Here is a 15,237-nt window from a genome sequence, read left to right as displayed (position 1 = left end):
CGGCCCTCACCACGTCATGCCCGGCCAAAAGCGCGAAGCGCGTCTTCGCGCAGGTGTGCCGGGGATCCATGTCTTTCTTCCCGGCGAGCAGAAAGACGTGGATGGCCGGGACAGGCCCGGCCATGACGATGACTTTGACGTTCGAGCTGTTGTTCTTGTTGCGTCCTCACGGCTAAGCTGACTCCATGGCCTCTATCCTCACCAACCTGTTCGACGGCGTCGCCTACGGCATGCTGCTGTTCGTGCTTGCCTGCGGGCTTGCGGTGACGCTCGGGTTGATGAATTTCGTCAACCTCGCGCATGGCGCCTTCGCGATGGCCGGCGGCTATATCTGCGCCGTGCTGGTGAACAATTCCGGCTGGCCGTTCTTCGCAGGCCTGCCGCTCGCCTTTGTCGGCAGCGCGGTGATCGGCATCGCGCTGGAGCGCACGCTGTACCGCCATCTCTATAGCCGCAGCCATCTCGATCAGGTGCTGTTCTCGATCGGCCTGGTGTTCATGTCGGTGGCGGCGGTCGACTACATCATGGGATCGTCGCGGGTCTTCATCAAGCTGCCGGCGGCGCTGGAGGGCCAGATTGACCTGTTCGGCGTCGGCATCGGCCGTTACCGGCTGATGATCGTCGTGATCTGCGGCCTGCTCACGCTGGCGCTGCAACTGATCCTCGCCAAGACCCGGTTCGGCAGCCGGCTGCGCGCCTCGGTCGACGATCCGCGCGCTGCGATCGGGCTCGGCATCAACGTGCCGCAGGTGTTCGCCTTCACCTTTGCGTTCGGCTGCGGCCTCGCTGGCCTCGGCGGCGCGCTGAGTGCGGAGATCCTCGGGCTCGATCCGTACTTCCCGCTGAAATTCATGATCTACTTCCTGATCGTCGTCACCGTCGGCGGCTCGTCCTCGATCACCGGACCGTTCCTGGCGTCGCTGCTGCTCGGCATCGCCGACGTCGCCGGCAAGTATTACGTGCCGAAGCTCGGCCCCTTCGTGATCTACACTGTTATGATCGTGATCCTGCTCTGGCGTCCGAACGGCCTGTTCGGCCGTACCGCGGCACGGTGAGGCGGTCATGACGGCGCTATCAGACGTTTCCACTCACGCGATGGCCAGCGCGCGCTGGCGGGTCAGCGAGGTCGCGTTCTGGGCGCTGGCGCTCGCCTGCGCCTTCCTGTTCCCGTCGCGCTATTTGATCATGACCGACATCGTGCGGCTCGGCCTGTTCGCGCTGTCGCTCGACCTGATCCTCGGCTACGCCGGCATCGTCTCGCTCGGCCACGCGGCCTTTTTCGGCGTCGGCGCCTATTCCGCCGGCTTGCTGGCGCTGCACGGCATCATCAACGAGCCCGTCATAGCGCTGGTCGCCGCCGGTCTGGTCGCGGCGGTGCTCGGCTTCCTGACCAGCTTCCTGGTCATCCGCGGCGTCGACCTGACGCGGTTGATGGTGACGCTCGGCATCGCGTTGCTGCTGGAAGCGCTTGCCGAGCGCTTCTCCAACATCACCGGCGGCACCGATGGGCTGCAGGGCATCGAGATGCAGCCGATCCTTGGTCTGTTCACCTTCGACATGTTCGGCAAGACCGGGTTCTTCTACTCGCTGATCGTGCTGTTCATCCTGTTCCTGCTGGCCCGAAGCATTGTGCATTCGCCGTTCGGCCTGTCGCTGCGCGCGATCAAGAACAATCCGCTGCGCGCGGCCGCGATCGGCGTGCCGGTCAACCGTCGCCTGATCGCGGTCTATACGCTCGCGGCCTTCTATGCCGGGATCGCCGGCGCGCTGTTCACCCAGACCACGGCGCTCGCCTCGCTCGACGTGTTTTCCTTTGAGCGCTCCGCCGACCTGATGCTTATGCTCGTGATCGGCGGCACCGGCTATCTCTATGGCGGCCTGATCGGCGCCGTCGTGTTCAAGATGCTGCAGGAGCTGTTTCAGAGCATCACCCCGCAATACTGGCTGTTCTGGATCGGCATCGTGCTGGTCGTGATCGTGCTGGTCGGCCGCGCGCGCATCCATCGCTGGGTGCTGTTCATGCCCAACCTGATCATCCGCCAGTTCGCCGGCCGCAAGGCCGCCGTTGCCGTGCCGGAGAGCGACGCGTCATGACGATCGCGCTGGAAACACGCGGCCTCGAAAAATCCTTCGGCGCCCTTCGCGTCACCCGCGATCTTTCGCTGAAGGTGATGCAGGGCGCGCGCCACGCGCTGATCGGGCCGAACGGCGCGGGCAAGACCACCGTCATCAATCAGCTGACCGGCGTGCTAACGCCGAACAGCGGGCGCATCCTGCTCGAAGGCAGCGACATCACCGGCCTTTCCGTCCACAAGCGGGTGCTGCGCGGGCTGTCGCGCACGTTCCAGATCAACCAGCTCTATCGCGACCTGACCCCGCTCGAAACCATCGGGCTTGCGGTCTCCGAACGCATGGGGCGCGGCGGCGACTGGTGGCGACGGATGGGAACGCGGAGCGACGTCAATGCCGAGATCGCCGAGATCCTGTCGCGCTTCCATCTGCTCGACGTGATGACGGAGCCCACCTCGACCTTGCCCTATGGCAAGCAGCGCCTGCTCGAGATCGCGGTCGCGATCGCCGCCAAGCCGCGGGTGCTGCTGCTCGACGAGCCCGCGGCCGGCGTGCCCGAGAGCGAGCGTCACGACATCCTTGCGGCGGTGGCGGCACTGCCGCGCGACGTCACCGTGCTGCTGATCGAGCACGACATGGACCTCGTGTTTTCCTTCGCCGACCGCATCTCGGTGCTGGTCAATGGCGGCCTGCTCACCGAGGGCGCCCCCGATGAGGTCGCGCGCGATCCGCAGGTGAGGGCGGTCTATCTCGGCGAGGCCGCCGATGCCTGAGCTTCTTTCCATCCAGGGCCTGCGTGCCGGATACGGCGAGGCGGTGGTGCTGCCCGACATGTCGCTGGCGCTTGCCGAGGGCCAGGTGCTCGCGCTGCTCGGCCGCAACGGTACCGGCAAGACCACGCTGATCAATTCGATCGTCGGCATCGTCAGGCGCCTCAGTGGCAGCGTCGCGCTCGCAGGCCGCGACATCACGGCGATGCGGCCCGACCAGCGCGCCCGCGCCGGGATCGGCTGGGTGCCGCAGGAGCGCAACATCTTCCGCTCGCTGACGGTGGAAGAGAACATGACCGCGGTGGCGCAGCCCGGGCCGTGGACGGTCGAGCGGGTATACGAGATGTTTCCGCGGCTGCAGGAGCGGCGGCGCAATTTCGGCAACCAGCTGTCCGGCGGCGAGCAGCAGATGCTGGCGATCGGCCGCGCGCTGACCCTAAATCCGAAAGTGCTGCTGCTCGACGAGCCGACCGAAGGCCTCGCGCCGATCATCGTTGAGGAATTGTTAAAGGCGATCGGAACCATCACGCGCTCGGGTGGCATCTGCTCGATCATCGTCGAGCAGAACGCGCAAAAGATTCTGGGGCTCGCCGACCGCGTTGTGATATTGGAACGCGGCACGATCGTGCACGATGCCGCAAGCAGCGCGCTGAAAGCCGATCCCTCCGTCCTCGAGCGCCACCTCGGCGTCTCCGGGGCCAAGGCACATTAGAAGGCACATGAGAAACGTCCGGGAGTTGACCATGCAGCGAACCAAGCCTCCGTTCCGCGCCGACGAGGTCGGCAGCTTGTTGCGGCCGCCGAAGATCAAGGAGGCCCGCGCCAGATTGGAGAAGGGCGAGATCTCGGCCGACGAGCTGCGCAAGGTCGAGGACATGGAGATCGAGAAGGTCGTGCACAAGCAGGCCTCGGTCGGCCTGAAGCTTGCGACCGACGGCGAGTTCCGCCGCTCCTGGTGGCACTTCGATTTCCTCAGCCATCTGACCGGTTGCGAGCTGTTCCATCCCGACATGGGTATCCAGTTCGCCGGCGTGCAGACCCGGCACGACGCCATCAGGGTGATCGGCAAGCTGGATTTCTCCGATCATCACCCGATGCTCGATCACTTCAGGTTCCTGAAGAAGTACGCCGACCAGGCGCACGTCACGCCGAAATTGACGATCCCCTCGCCGGCGGTGCTGCATTTCCGCGGCGGCCGCAAGCTGATCTCGAAGGAGGTCTATCCGGACCTCGAGGAATTCTATCAGGACCTCGGCAAGACCTATCGCAAGGCGGTGAAGGCGTTCTACGACGCCGGTTGCCGCTATTTGCAATTCGACGACACGGTGTGGGCCTATCTGTGCTCGCAGGAGGAATTGCAGAAGTCGCGCGACCGCGGCGACAATCCCGATGGCCTGCAGGAGATCTACGCCCGGGTCATCAACTACGCGATCGCCGACCGTCCGTCCGACATGGTGATCACGACCCATGTCTGCCGTGGCAATTTCCGCTCGACCTGGATCTCCTCCGGCGGCTACGAGCCGGTCGCCGAGACCCTGCTGGCCGGCACCAATTACGACGGCTACTTCCTCGAATATGATTCCGACCGCGCCGGCGGCTTCGAGCCGCTGCGCTTCCTGCCCAAGGGCAACAAGGTCGTGGTGGTCGGCGTCATCACCTCGAAGTTCGGCGAGCTCGAGAAGAAGGACGACATCAAGCGGCGGCTGGAAGAGGCATCGAAGTTCGCTCCGATCGAGCAGCTCGCAGTGTCCCCGCAATGCGGCTTCGCCTCGACCGAGGAGGGCAATATCCTCTCCGAGGAAGAGCAGTGGGCCAAGCTCAGGCTCGCGGTCGAGGTCGCGAACGAGGTGTGGGGGAAATAAGGCCGCATTCTCCGTCATTGCGAGGAGCGAAGCGACGAAGCAATCCATCTTTTCCCTGCATGGAGGCATGGATTGCTTCGCTGCGCTCGCAATGACGTGGAGAGCGCTGTGTCACTGCTCCGCCAGATAGACCTCGCCGAGCAGCGACGAATTCGACCACGGCACCTGCTTGCCCTTGGTCGCGGCGACGACTTCGGCGCGGACCCGGGTCAGCATCTGCTGCACCTCGAGGCCGGGCGTGCCGACATGGCGCGACAGCGCCGCCGAGAACGGACTGTTGGCGCCTTCGCCGTCGAGCGCGACCTCGCCCGGCGCGGTCGCAAACGCGATCAGCGTGCCGGCGCCGAGCGTCGAGCCCGATCCGAGCGAGGCGGGCGCGGCAAGGCCGGAGCCCGCTTCGATGCCGCGGCTTGAACCTGCGGAGGCCAGCTGCGGTGCCATCGGATTGTTGCGGCAGGCATCGAGGATCAGGATGTTGGTGCGGATCTGGTCGTCGAGCCCGGCCATGATCGTGTCCATGTCGACCATCGCGTCGGTCATGCGCGCGCCCGCCCTGAACTCGATGTCGACCGGCACGAGATAGTTGCGGCCGTCGACCTGCACGCCGTGACCGGCATAGTAGACCACGGCGATCTGCGACTGCGCCGCCTCGCGCAGGAAATCATTGATCGTCTTCCGCATCGTGTCGCGATCGAGATCGAGCCCCTCGGAGACGGTGAAGCCGATGTCGCGCAGGCTCCTGGCGATGGCGCGCGCATCGTTGGCCGGATTGGGCAGCGCCTTGACATGCGCATAGGCGCCGTTGCCGATCACCAGCGCGAGGCGTCGGCCGGTTGCTGCCGCCGGGGCCGCCGCGGCGGGCGGCGCCGGTGCCGGTGTCTTGACGGAAGCGGCCGGTGGCGCGGCCGGGCTGCCCTCGGCGGCCGGCGCTGCCGCGGTCTTGCGCGGTGCCGCGTCGGTCTCCTTGAGCAGCGCGAGCCGAACTTTCGCGGTGGCCTGGTTGGCCTTGCTGCCGGCATCGGATGCCACGCCTTCGAGCACCGAGGCGTAATCTTCCTTGGCATGCGCAGCATCACCCTTCGCTTCGTAGCTGAGGCCGCGCTGGGTATAGGCTGAGATCAGCACGCTGCCGGGCGGCGTCATGATGTTGACGGGCGCTTTGGCCTTGGCGAGCCGGATCGCCTCCGTCGTGTCCGCGATCGCGCGCTCGATCTCGCCCTTGGCGCGCCAGATCACGGCGCGGCTGATCAGCGGCTGCGGCAGCGACGGGTCGATCCTGACCGCCTCATTGATGTCGGCGAGCGCGCCGTCGAGATCGCCGAGCGCCCGCTTCGAGGCGCCGCGGTTCTGATAGGAGAAGGCTGACTTCGGACCGGCCTTGATCGCGGCGTCATAGTCGGCGATCGCCTTGGCATAGTCGCCCTTGCTGCGATAGGCGTTGCCGCGGTTGTGAAAAATGATGCCGCTCGGCGGCCCCATGCGCAGCGCATCGTTGAAGTCGGCGATCGCGATGTCGTACTCGCCTTTGTCGAAATAGGCCGAGCCCCGGAGATTGTAAACGGCGGTGCTGGGCTTGAGGCGCAGCGCCTCGGTGGCGTCGGATATCACCTGGGCGTAGTTGCCCTTCTTGTTCCAGCCGACCGCGCGCCAGAAATAGATGGTCGCGAGCTTCTCGCCGAAAAACACCTTCAGCGCGATGATCTTGGTGCAGGCGTCGATCATCTGGTCGGCCGGCGTGGTCTCGGTCGTGCAGAGCGGACCGAGCTGGGAGCGCGCCTGGGCGAAACAGGGCGCCGACCAGAGCAAAGCGGCAAGGAGGGTGGGGATCAGGAGCAGGCGGCGCATCGGTCATCCGGGTAAGGCCGTCATGGCGATCGACGACGGCAGGGCGGTCCAAGAGACCGGTCCAGGGGGCGGTCCATGACTGTTTGGTGATTGGGCAGCAGAGGGGGTTCAACTGGTGGGAAAATGGTGATAAGACGCTGCCAGTCATCATTTCTGCCCACTCCCGTCCCACTCGCCGCTGCCCACCCAAGGCGCCATGAAGAACGACGAAATCCTTAGCCAGATCACGGATTTCTGCCGTCGCTCCGACATGGCGGAGACGACGTTCGGCCGCCGTGCCGTCAACGACGGCAAGCTGGTGTACCGGCTGCGAGAGGGCAAGCGCATCACGATCGATACCCTCGACCGCATCAACGCCTTCATCGCGACCTCTACGCCGGGCGGCGTGGCGCCGCCGCGGGGCCTCGTGGTGCCGCCGGAAAAGCGCGATCCGCGGGGCAATTTCCGGTTTTTCGAGAACCGCCAGCGCTATTTGCTGTTCGTCCACACCTGCAGCGAGAAGCGGGTGATCGCCGACCGGGTTGCGCTGGAATTGGCCGCCATCCATCCGCGGCCGCCGGCGCTGCGGGTGTTCGATGCCGGAATGGGCGACGGCACGGTGCTGGCCCGGGTCCTGCGCGCCATGCATGGCCGCTTCCCACATATGCCGTTCTATGTCGCCGGCAAGGAACTGAGCCTGGAGGACGTCCGCCTCACCCTCGACAAGGTCCCCGACCGCCTGTTCGAGCATCCGGCCAGCGTCTTCGTGTTCACCAACATGTATTACGCCGAGGCGCCGTGGCTGACGCCCAAGAACTCCGCGGCGGCCGCCAGCATGATCTGGCACGAGGTAGCTCTGCGGGGAGCGTCGTCGGGTGAGTTCGAGGCCCAGATCGCCGAACTCGGTCCGTTTCTGGAGCAGAACTGGCGCGCCAATCTCAGCCCCGGCAATGCGATGCCGATCTATGAGCGGCCGGTGGCGCTGGTCCTGTACCGGGACGATCACCGGTTCCTGCTCGATTCCATCATTCCGCGGGCCGGACGCACCGAAGCCAATTTCGATCTCGTGATCGCCTCGCAGCCCTATCGTGCCAAATCCTCGGTGAACTTCCGCGCCAAGCGGATCATCGCGCCGCTGGCCCGCGCGCTGCGCGGCGGCGGACGGCTGATAGGAATCCACTCCCACGGCGGCGATCCCGGACTTGAAATGATTCAAGCCGTCTGGCCCGGAGAAAATCCTTTCGCCGTCAGTCGCCATGAGATACTGCGCGCGGTGAAATACGAACTGGGCTCCGCCGGCCGCGAGCTGAACTTCAACGCCTACGCCGATAACCGTTCGATCTTCCGATATGATATGGAAGCGCTGCCCAATGAGGTAACCGGCTCGATCGGAACCTCGACGGCCTTTGCTGCGTGGAATGCGGCGGTGTATGTCGCGCAGATCGAAGATGAGCGGTTGACCGAAACGACCGAAAACGGACGAGCTCTCGAGGCCACACGCGAAGTTCTCCGCAAACACAACGGGCTGTGGTTCTACGACGAATCCTACGTCATCTCGCGGCGACGAGACTGACATGCCGGGGACATATTCACCAACCAACGTCGGACTTCGACTTAACAAGGGGTTTGCTTGATGCGCGCGTCTTACCTGTTCACCAGCGAGTCGGTCTCGGAAGGCCATCCGGACAAGGTCTGTGATCGTATTTCGGATGAGATCGTCGATCTGTTCTATCGCGAGGGACCGAAAGCGGGCATCGACCCGTGGCAGATCCGCGCGGCGTGCGAGACGCTCGCGACCACCAACAAGGTGGTGATCGCCGGCGAAACGCGCGGCCCGAGCTCGGTCACCAACGACCACATCGAGAGCGTGGTTCGCTCTGCAATCAAGGACATCGGTTACGAGCAGGACGGCTTCCACTGGAAGAACTGCGACATCGAGATCCTGCTGCATCCGCAGTCGGCCGACATCGCGCAGGGCGTCGACGCGCTGCAACCGGGCGAGGTCAAGGAAGAGGGTGCCGGCGACCAGGGCATCATGTTCGGTTACGCCACCAACGAGACGCCGGACCTGATGCCGGCGCCGATCTTCTACGCCCACAAGATCCTGCGGCTGATCTCTGAAGCGCGCCACTCCGGCCGCGAGAAGGTGCTGGGTCCGGACTCAAAGAGCCAGGTCACGGTGCAGTACGAGAACGGCAAGCCGGTCGGCGTCCGCGAGATCGTGGTCTCGCACCAGCATCTGGTCGAGGACCTGTCGTCCAAGCAGATCCGCGACATCGTCGAGCCCTATGTCCGCGAGGCGCTGCCGAAGGAGTGGATCACCGACAAGACGATCTGGCACATCAATCCGACCGGCAAGTTCTTCATCGGCGGTCCCGACGGCGACTCCGGCCTGACCGGCCGCAAGATCATCGTCGACACCTATGGCGGCGCGGCTCCGCATGGCGGCGGCGCGTTCTCCGGCAAGGATCCGACCAAGGTCGACCGCTCGGCCGCCTATGCCGCGCGCTATGTCGCCAAGAACATTGTCGCGGCCGGTCTTGCCGACCGCTGCACGCTGCAGCTCGCCTATGCCATCGGCGTGGCGCGTCCGCTGTCGATCTACATCGACACCCACGGCACCGGTAAGGTGTCGGAGGATCAGCTCGAGAAGGCGGCGGCCAAGGCGATGGATCTGACGCCGCGCGGCATCCGCAGCCATCTCGATCTCAACCGCCCGATCTACGCGCGCACCTCGGCCTACGGTCATTTCGGCCGCACGCCCGACAATGAGGGCGGCTTCTCCTGGGAGAAGACCGATCTCGTCGAGCAGCTGAAGCGCGCGCTCTGATACTTGCGTCATTCCGGGGCGCCCGCGAGAGCGAGCGAACCCGGAATCCCTAATCATCACCTCGAGATTCCGGGTTCGCCTCTTCGAGGCGCCCCGTAACGACCCGTTCAACAACAGGACGCTCAAATGAACGCCCCCACGAAGCCCGGCTTCACCGACTACATCGTCAAGGACATTGCGCTCGCCGATTTCGGCCGCAAGGAGATCTCGCTGGCCGAGACCGAGATGCCCGGCCTGATGGCCACCCGCGAGGAGTTCGGCCCCAAGCAGCCGCTGAAGGGCGCGCGCATCGCGGGCTCGCTGCACATGACGATCCAGACCGCGGTCCTGATCGAGACGCTGGCCGCGCTCGGCGCCGACATCCGCTGGGTCTCCTGCAACATCTATTCGACCCAGGATCACGCCGCGGCCGCGATCGCCGCCGCCGGCATTCCGGTGTTCGCGATCAAGGGCGAGACGCTGACCGAGTACTGGGACTACACCGCGAAGCTGTTCGACTGGCACGGCGGCGGCACGCCGAACATGATCCTCGATGACGGCGGCGACGCCACCATGCTGGTGCATGCCGGCTACCGCGCCGAGCAGGGCGACACCGCCTTCCTCGACAAGCCGGGCTCCGAGGAAGAGGAGATCTTCTACGCGCTGGTCAAGCGCCTCCTGAAGGAGAAGCCGAAGGGCTGGTTCGCCGAGATCGCCAAGAACATCAAGGGCGTCTCGGAAGAGACCACCACGGGTGTGCATCGCCTCTACGAGATGGCCAACAAGGGCACGCTGCTGTTCCCGGCGATCAACGTCAACGACAGCGTCACCAAGTCGAAGTTCGACAACCTCTATGGCTGCCGCGAGTCGCTGGTCGACGGCATCCGCCGCGGCACCGACGTGATGCTGTCGGGCAAGGTTGCGATGGTCGCCGGCTTCGGCGACGTCGGAAAGGGCTCGGCCGCCTCGCTGCGCCAGGCCGGCTGCCGCGTCATGGTCTCCGAGGTCGATCCGATCTGCGCGCTGCAGGCGGCGATGGAAGGCTATGAGGTCGTGACCATGGAAGACGCGGCGCCGCGCGCCGACATCTTCGTCACGGCGACCGGCAACAAGGACATCATCACCATCGAGCACATGCGCGCGATGAAGGATCGCGCCATCGTCTGCAACATCGGTCACTTCGACAACGAGATTCAGATCGCCGCGTTGCGCAATCTGAAGTGGACCAACATCAAGCCGCAGGTCGACGAGATCGAATTCCCCGACAAGCACCGCATCATCATGCTGTCGGAAGGCCGGCTCGTGAACCTCGGCAATGCGATGGGTCACCCGTCCTTCGTGATGTCCGCCTCCTTCACCAACCAGACGCTGGCGCAGATCGAGCTGTTCGCCAACAACAAGGACAGCAAGTACGCCAAGAAGGTCTACGTGCTGCCCAAGACCCTCGACGAGAAGGTCGCCCGCCTGCACCTCGCCAAGATCGGCGTCAAGCTGACCGAGCTGCGCAAGGACCAGGCCGACTACATCGGCGTCAAGCAGGAAGGTCCGTACAAGTCGGATCACTACCGCTACTGATCCGCGCCCGCAGCGATCGATCACGTGAAGAGCCCCGGCATCGCCCGGGGCTTTTTGCTGGGGTGACGCATGCAACAGATGGGCCGCCTTCGCGGCGGAACGACGCTCTGATGTCGCCAAATACCCCGTCGTCGTCCCTGCCTGGTGAGCAATTGCGCACTAGGCAGGGACGACAGCGAGTTTGTTGCACGACTGGATCATACGTCAGCATTCTCGCGACATGATCTGTCCGAGCTTTGCTCTTCGTTCCGCCCTCTCACTTCTTGGCGTCACTCCAACGCCCGCGCCGTGCCGTGCCCCAGTTGCCGTGAGATCTCGCCCGCACAATCGCGCAGCGCAGCTGCGATTGCGCTGTCCCAGCCGGCGTCGAAGGTGCCTTCCGGCCCCATCGCGGTGATGACCAGCGCGACGTGGCCGGCGTGATCGAACACCGGCGCGGCGAAGGCGTTGACGCCGGGCAGGGGATCGCCGATCGCTCGCGCCAGCCCGCGGCTGCGGACATCGGCGAGGATCTCGGCCGTCTTCGCGTCCGCCGGCGGACGCTTCGGATTGTAGCCGACGCCGAGGCGATCGAGGCTGCTCTCGAGCGCGGTCCTGATCGCGTTCGGCGGCATGAAGGCGGCGAAGGCGCGGCCGGTCGCGGTCTCGAGCAGCGCCACCACCGATCCGACGCGCATCGCGATATGCACCGGATGGCTCGGCTCCTCGAGCCGCACCACGGTCGCGCCGTGGGTGCCCCAGACCGACAGCGATACCGCGTGATTGATGCTGTCGGCGAGCGCTGCGATCCGCGGCGTTGCGATCCGCACTGCGGACTGCCGGCGCAGGCTGATCAGGCCGAGCTCGAGCGCCAGCGCCCCGATCTCGTAACGGCCAGTGGTCTCGTCCTGCTCGATCAGGCCGATGCGGGAAAAGCTGACGAGATAGGGATGCGCCTTGGCCGGCGGCATGCCGGCTTCGCGCGCGAGATCGCGCAGCATCATCGGTTCGCCGCTGCGGGCCAGCGCGCGGAGCAATTCTCCGCCGACCTCGATCGACTGTATGCCGCGGCTCTCTCTCGTCATGTGGCCCTGTTTGGGTTCGCGCGTTCGCACTTAGCAGGAAACCTTGCCGTCCGCGAGACGTCGATCTGCGCGGGAAGTCGTTGTGAGTGACAGGTCCCCACCCGTCATCCTGAGGAGCCCGCGAAGCGGGCGTCTCGAAGGATGTGCACGGCCCGGCTGGTGGCCGATCCATCCTTCGAGACTCGCTCCGCTCGCACCTCCAGCGACAAAGGCGAAGCCTTTGCGCGGGGATGACGGTACTCACAACTTGCTTCTCTCCGCCGCCGCCTCACCTGCAATGTGCTTGCCCGCGATGTAGCCGAAGGTCAGCGCGGGCCCGAGCGTGATGCCGGCGCCGGGATAGTTGCCGCCCATGATGCTCGCCATGTCGTTGCCGGCGGCATAGAGGCCGGCAATCGGCTGGCCGTCGGCGTCGAGCGCGCGGGCATTGGCATCGGTCCGGATGCCGGCATAGGTGCCGAGATCGCCGATCACCATCTTGATGGCGTAGAACGGCCCGTGCCGGATCGGCGCGATGCAGGGATTGGGTCCGTGCAGCCCATCGCCCTGGTAGCGGTTATAGGCGCGCGAGCCCTTGCCGAAGGCGGGATCGCGTCCCTCCGCCGCGGTGGTGTTGAACTCCGCGACGGTCGCCTCGAGCGCCTTGGCGTCGATGCCGGCCTGCGCGGCGAGCTCCGCCAGCGTCGCGCCGCGCTTGAGATAGCCGGTCTTCAGGTGATGGCCGAGCGGCATGGGGCGCGGTGGCACGCAGCCGAGGCCGTATTTGCGCAGCGTCTCGTGATCGCAGATGAGATGCGCCGCGATCTCCTCGCCGGGCTTCGCCGCCTTGATCATCGCCTGCACGAAGTCGTGGTAGGAATTGCCTTCATTGGCAAAGCGCCTGCCGTCGGCCATCACCGCGATCACGCCCGGCTTGGCGCGATCGATGAAATGCGGCATCACGCCTTTCGAGCCGTCCTTGCGCGTCGTGACCGAGACCGGCACCCAGGCCGCGGCATTCGGCAGCGAGTCGTCGACGCGGCCGCCGGCGGATTCCGCAAGGCGCAGGCCGTCGCCGGTGTTGCCGGTCGGGCCCGGCGAGTAGTGCTCTTTTCCGGTCGGCGCATGCGGAAACATCTTCTGCCGTCGCGCGACGTCGTGCGGAAAACCGCCGCAGGCGAGCACCACGCCACGCTTGGCGTTGACGCGGATCGGGCGCCCTTCATGCACGACGACCGCGCCGCGCACCGCGCCGTTCTCGACGATCAATTCGCGCACCGGCGAGTTGAGCCAGAGCGGGATCTTGAGGTCGAAGGCGGATTTCGCCAGCCGTCCGGCGAGCGCGTTGCCGTTGGTCAGCGTCATGCCGCGGCCGTTGCGCATCACGTCGATGGCGTGCTTCGACAGCCGTTTGGCGACATAGGCCGCCGAGGTCAGCGACCGGGTCGCGCGCATGAAATGCACGATCTCCTTGCCGGAGCCGAGCATCATGCCGAACACGGTGAGCTCGGGCAGGGGGCTGCCGAGATTCTTGAGGGCGTCGCCGAGCTCGTGGGCGTCGAACGGCCGCGTCACCATCGAGCGGCCGCCCTGCGCGCCGCCCGGCGCTTCCGCATGATAGTCCGGGAAGGTCAGCGGCATGTCGAAGCGTACCGCGGTGCTGGTGGTGAAGAAGTCGACCGCCTTCGGCCCCTCGGTCAGGAACGCATCGACGCGGGCGGCGTCAAAGCTGTTGCCGGCCTCGTGGCGCAGATAGGTTTTGGCCTGATCGGTCCTCTCCTCGATGCCCCAGGCCTTGGCCAGCGAGGTGCCGGGGATCCACAGCCAGCCGCCGGAGCGCGCGGTGGTGCCGCCGAACCGCGGCTCCTTCTCGACCACCAGGACCTTGAGGCCGTGATGGCCGGCGGTGACCGCCGCCGACAGCCCGGCGCAGCCGGAGCCGACGACCAGCGCGTCGCAATCATAAGCTTCTTCGTTGGCCACGCGATCGATCCTATTTCTTGAGCAGCGGGCACTTCGACTCGGAGACCGGACGATAGGCGTCCTCGCCCTTCACCGTCTTGACGATGTCGAGATAGTCCCACGGTTCCTTGGATTCCGAAGGCTTCTTCACCTTCGCCAGATACATGTCGCGGATCACGCGGCCGTCCTCGCGCAGCTTGCCGCCATGCACGAAGGTGTCCTCGATCGGCAGCTCGCGCATCTTGGCCATCACCGCCTTCGGATCGTCGGTGCCGGCGGCCTGGATCGCCTTGAGATAATGCAGCGCCGAGCCGTAGACGCCGGTCTGGATCATGGTCGGCATCACATTGGCGCGGGCGTAGAACTTCTTCGACCAGGCGCGCGTCTTCTCGTCCATGTTCCAGTACGATGCCGTCGTCATATAGGTGCCCTGCGCGGCGTTGAGGCCGATCGCATGCACGTCGGTGTCGAACATCAAGAGCCCGACCAGCTTCTGGCCGCCCTGCACGAGGCCGAACTCGCCGGACTGCTTGATCGAATTGTCGGTGTCCTGACCGGCATTGGCGAACGCCACCACGTCGGCCTTCGAGCTCTGCGCCTGCAGCGCAAAGGAGGAGAAGTCGGCGGTGTTGGTCGGATGCTTGACGCTGCCGAGCACCTTGCCGCCCATCTCGTTGATGAAGCGCGTCGCGTCCTTCTCGAGCTGCTGGCCGAAGGCGTAATCCGCGGTGACGAAGAACCAGGACTTGCCGCCTTCCTTGATCACGGCCGAGGCCGTCACCTTCGACAGCGCGTAGGTGTCGTAGGCGAAATGCACCGTGTTGGGGCTGCACAATTCGTCGGTCAGCGAGCTCGCGCCGGGACCGGACAAGAGCGCGATCTTGTTGCGCTCGCGCACCATGTTGTGCACGGCGATCGCGATGCCGGAATTCGGGATGTCGACGACCGCGTCGACCTTGCCGTTGTCGAACCAGCCGCGCACGACCTGCACGCCGACATCGGTCTTCATCTGGTGGTCGGCGGAGATGATCTCGATCGGCTTACCGAGCACGGTGGGGCCGAATTCCTCGACCGCCATCCTGGCCGCCTCGACCGAGCCCGGGCCCGAATTGTCGCGTCCCCAGCTCGACAGGTCGGTCAGCACGCCGATGCGCACGACGTCATCGGAAACCTGGGCGTGAGCGGCCGTGGTCATCGCCGCGACAAGGGCTGCCGCCAGAAACTGTCTCATCATTCCTCCCTTTGGATGTCCGCGCTCTTCGGCGGGTCACTCAGGATTAGGAATTGTCTAATCAGTTTGTCAATGGCGAATTAGGTGTGTG

12 protein-coding genes are annotated in these 15,237 nt (G+C 65.4%); 8 read left to right on the top strand and 4 right to left on the bottom strand.

Going from position 1 to position 15,237, the window contains the following annotated elements:
* The first annotated feature begins 185 nt into the window (after positions 1-185).
* From ACVMDN_RS23430 to ACVMDN_RS23410, 5 genes are read left to right on the top strand one after another with little or no spacing between them, the layout of a single operon-like run.
* Complete coding sequence (locus ACVMDN_RS23430; protein ID WP_253623622.1) at positions 186-1,055, top strand: branched-chain amino acid ABC transporter permease; 870 nt, start codon at positions 186-188, stop codon at positions 1,053-1,055.
* Between the two features lie 7 nt (positions 1,056-1,062).
* Positions 1,063-2,094: a branched-chain amino acid ABC transporter permease gene (locus tag ACVMDN_RS23425; RefSeq protein WP_456834924.1), complete on the top strand. Its 1,032-nt coding sequence runs from the start codon at positions 1,063-1,065 to the stop codon at positions 2,092-2,094.
* Positions 2,091-2,843: an ABC transporter ATP-binding protein gene (locus ACVMDN_RS23420; protein WP_253623624.1), complete on the top strand. Its 753-nt coding sequence runs from the start codon at positions 2,091-2,093 to the stop codon at positions 2,841-2,843. Before ACVMDN_RS23425 ends, ACVMDN_RS23420 begins: the two co-directional genes overlap by 4 nt.
* Complete coding sequence (locus ACVMDN_RS23415) at positions 2,836-3,552, top strand: ABC transporter ATP-binding protein (protein ID WP_229191356.1); 717 nt, start codon at positions 2,836-2,838, stop codon at positions 3,550-3,552. The genes ACVMDN_RS23420 and ACVMDN_RS23415 overlap by 8 nt, the downstream gene beginning before the upstream one ends.
* A 31-nt stretch (positions 3,553-3,583) precedes the next feature.
* Complete coding sequence (locus tag ACVMDN_RS23410) at positions 3,584-4,702, top strand: cobalamin-independent methionine synthase II family protein (RefSeq protein WP_253623625.1); 1,119 nt, start codon at positions 3,584-3,586, stop codon at positions 4,700-4,702.
* A gap of 111 nt (positions 4,703-4,813) precedes the next feature.
* Here the strand turns inward: ACVMDN_RS23410 and ACVMDN_RS23405 are convergent, their stop codons facing one another.
* Positions 4,814-6,547: a caspase family protein gene (locus ACVMDN_RS23405; protein WP_456834925.1), complete on the bottom strand. Its 1,734-nt coding sequence runs from the start codon at positions 6,545-6,547 to the stop codon at positions 4,814-4,816.
* Positions 6,548-6,743: 196 nt separating this feature from the next.
* On the opposite strand from ACVMDN_RS23405, the gene ACVMDN_RS23400 reads away from it, so the two are divergent.
* The 3 genes from ACVMDN_RS23400 (at position 6,744) to ahcY (ending at position 10,910) form a co-directional block, all read left to right on the top strand.
* The gene (locus tag ACVMDN_RS23400; RefSeq protein ID WP_016843649.1) at positions 6,744-8,099 is read left to right on the top strand and encodes a hypothetical protein; all 1,356 of its coding nucleotides are present in this window, start codon (positions 6,744-6,746) and stop codon (positions 8,097-8,099) included.
* A gap of 60 nt (positions 8,100-8,159) precedes the next feature.
* Complete coding sequence (metK, locus tag ACVMDN_RS23395; protein WP_057016728.1) at positions 8,160-9,356, top strand: methionine adenosyltransferase; 1,197 nt, start codon at positions 8,160-8,162, stop codon at positions 9,354-9,356.
* 126 nt (positions 9,357-9,482) lie between these two features.
* Complete coding sequence (ahcY, locus tag ACVMDN_RS23390; RefSeq protein WP_057016727.1) at positions 9,483-10,910, top strand: adenosylhomocysteinase; 1,428 nt, start codon at positions 9,483-9,485, stop codon at positions 10,908-10,910.
* Positions 10,911-11,179: 269 nt separating this feature from the next.
* Here the strand turns inward: ahcY and ACVMDN_RS23385 are convergent, their stop codons facing one another.
* The 3 genes from ACVMDN_RS23385 to ACVMDN_RS23375 form a co-directional block, all read right to left on the bottom strand.
* A complete protein-coding gene (locus ACVMDN_RS23385) occupies positions 11,180-11,974 on the bottom strand; it encodes an IclR family transcriptional regulator (RefSeq protein WP_456834926.1) in 795 nt (264 codons plus the stop codon).
* 240 nt (positions 11,975-12,214) lie between these two features.
* Positions 12,215-13,936, bottom strand: coding sequence for an FAD-dependent oxidoreductase (locus ACVMDN_RS23380; RefSeq protein ID WP_456834927.1), 1,722 nt, complete (start codon positions 13,934-13,936; stop codon positions 12,215-12,217).
* 10 nt (positions 13,937-13,946) lie between these two features.
* Entirely contained in the window at positions 13,947-15,149 is a 1,203-nt protein-coding gene (locus tag ACVMDN_RS23375; protein WP_456834928.1) for an ABC transporter substrate-binding protein, read from the bottom strand.
* Between the last annotated feature and the right edge of the window lie 88 nt (positions 15,150-15,237).

The organism is Bradyrhizobium sp. USDA 4510, from assembly GCF_054059095.1.
This window is presented reverse-complemented; position numbering and strand designations above follow the sequence as displayed.

Coding starts and splice junctions, on each gene's coding strand:
- ACVMDN_RS23415 (WP_229191356.1), top strand. CDS start 2,836: ATGCCTGAGCTTCTTTCCATCCAGGGCCTGCGTGCCGGATACGGCGAG.
- ACVMDN_RS23385 (WP_456834926.1), bottom strand. CDS start 11,974: ATGACGAGAGAGAGCCGCGGCATACAGTCGATCGAGGTCGGCGGAGAA.
- metK (WP_057016728.1), top strand. CDS start 8,160: ATGCGCGCGTCTTACCTGTTCACCAGCGAGTCGGTCTCGGAAGGCCAT.
- ACVMDN_RS23420 (WP_253623624.1), top strand. CDS start 2,091: ATGACGATCGCGCTGGAAACACGCGGCCTCGAAAAATCCTTCGGCGCC.
- ACVMDN_RS23410 (WP_253623625.1), top strand. CDS start 3,584: ATGCAGCGAACCAAGCCTCCGTTCCGCGCCGACGAGGTCGGCAGCTTG.
- ACVMDN_RS23405 (WP_456834925.1), bottom strand. CDS start 6,547: ATGCGCCGCCTGCTCCTGATCCCCACCCTCCTTGCCGCTTTGCTCTGG.
- ACVMDN_RS23430 (WP_253623622.1), top strand. CDS start 186: ATGGCCTCTATCCTCACCAACCTGTTCGACGGCGTCGCCTACGGCATG.
- ACVMDN_RS23375 (WP_456834928.1), bottom strand. CDS start 15,149: ATGATGAGACAGTTTCTGGCGGCAGCCCTTGTCGCGGCGATGACCACG.
- ACVMDN_RS23400 (WP_016843649.1), top strand. CDS start 6,744: ATGAAGAACGACGAAATCCTTAGCCAGATCACGGATTTCTGCCGTCGC.
- ahcY (WP_057016727.1), top strand. CDS start 9,483: ATGAACGCCCCCACGAAGCCCGGCTTCACCGACTACATCGTCAAGGAC.
- ACVMDN_RS23425 (WP_456834924.1), top strand. CDS start 1,063: ATGACGGCGCTATCAGACGTTTCCACTCACGCGATGGCCAGCGCGCGC.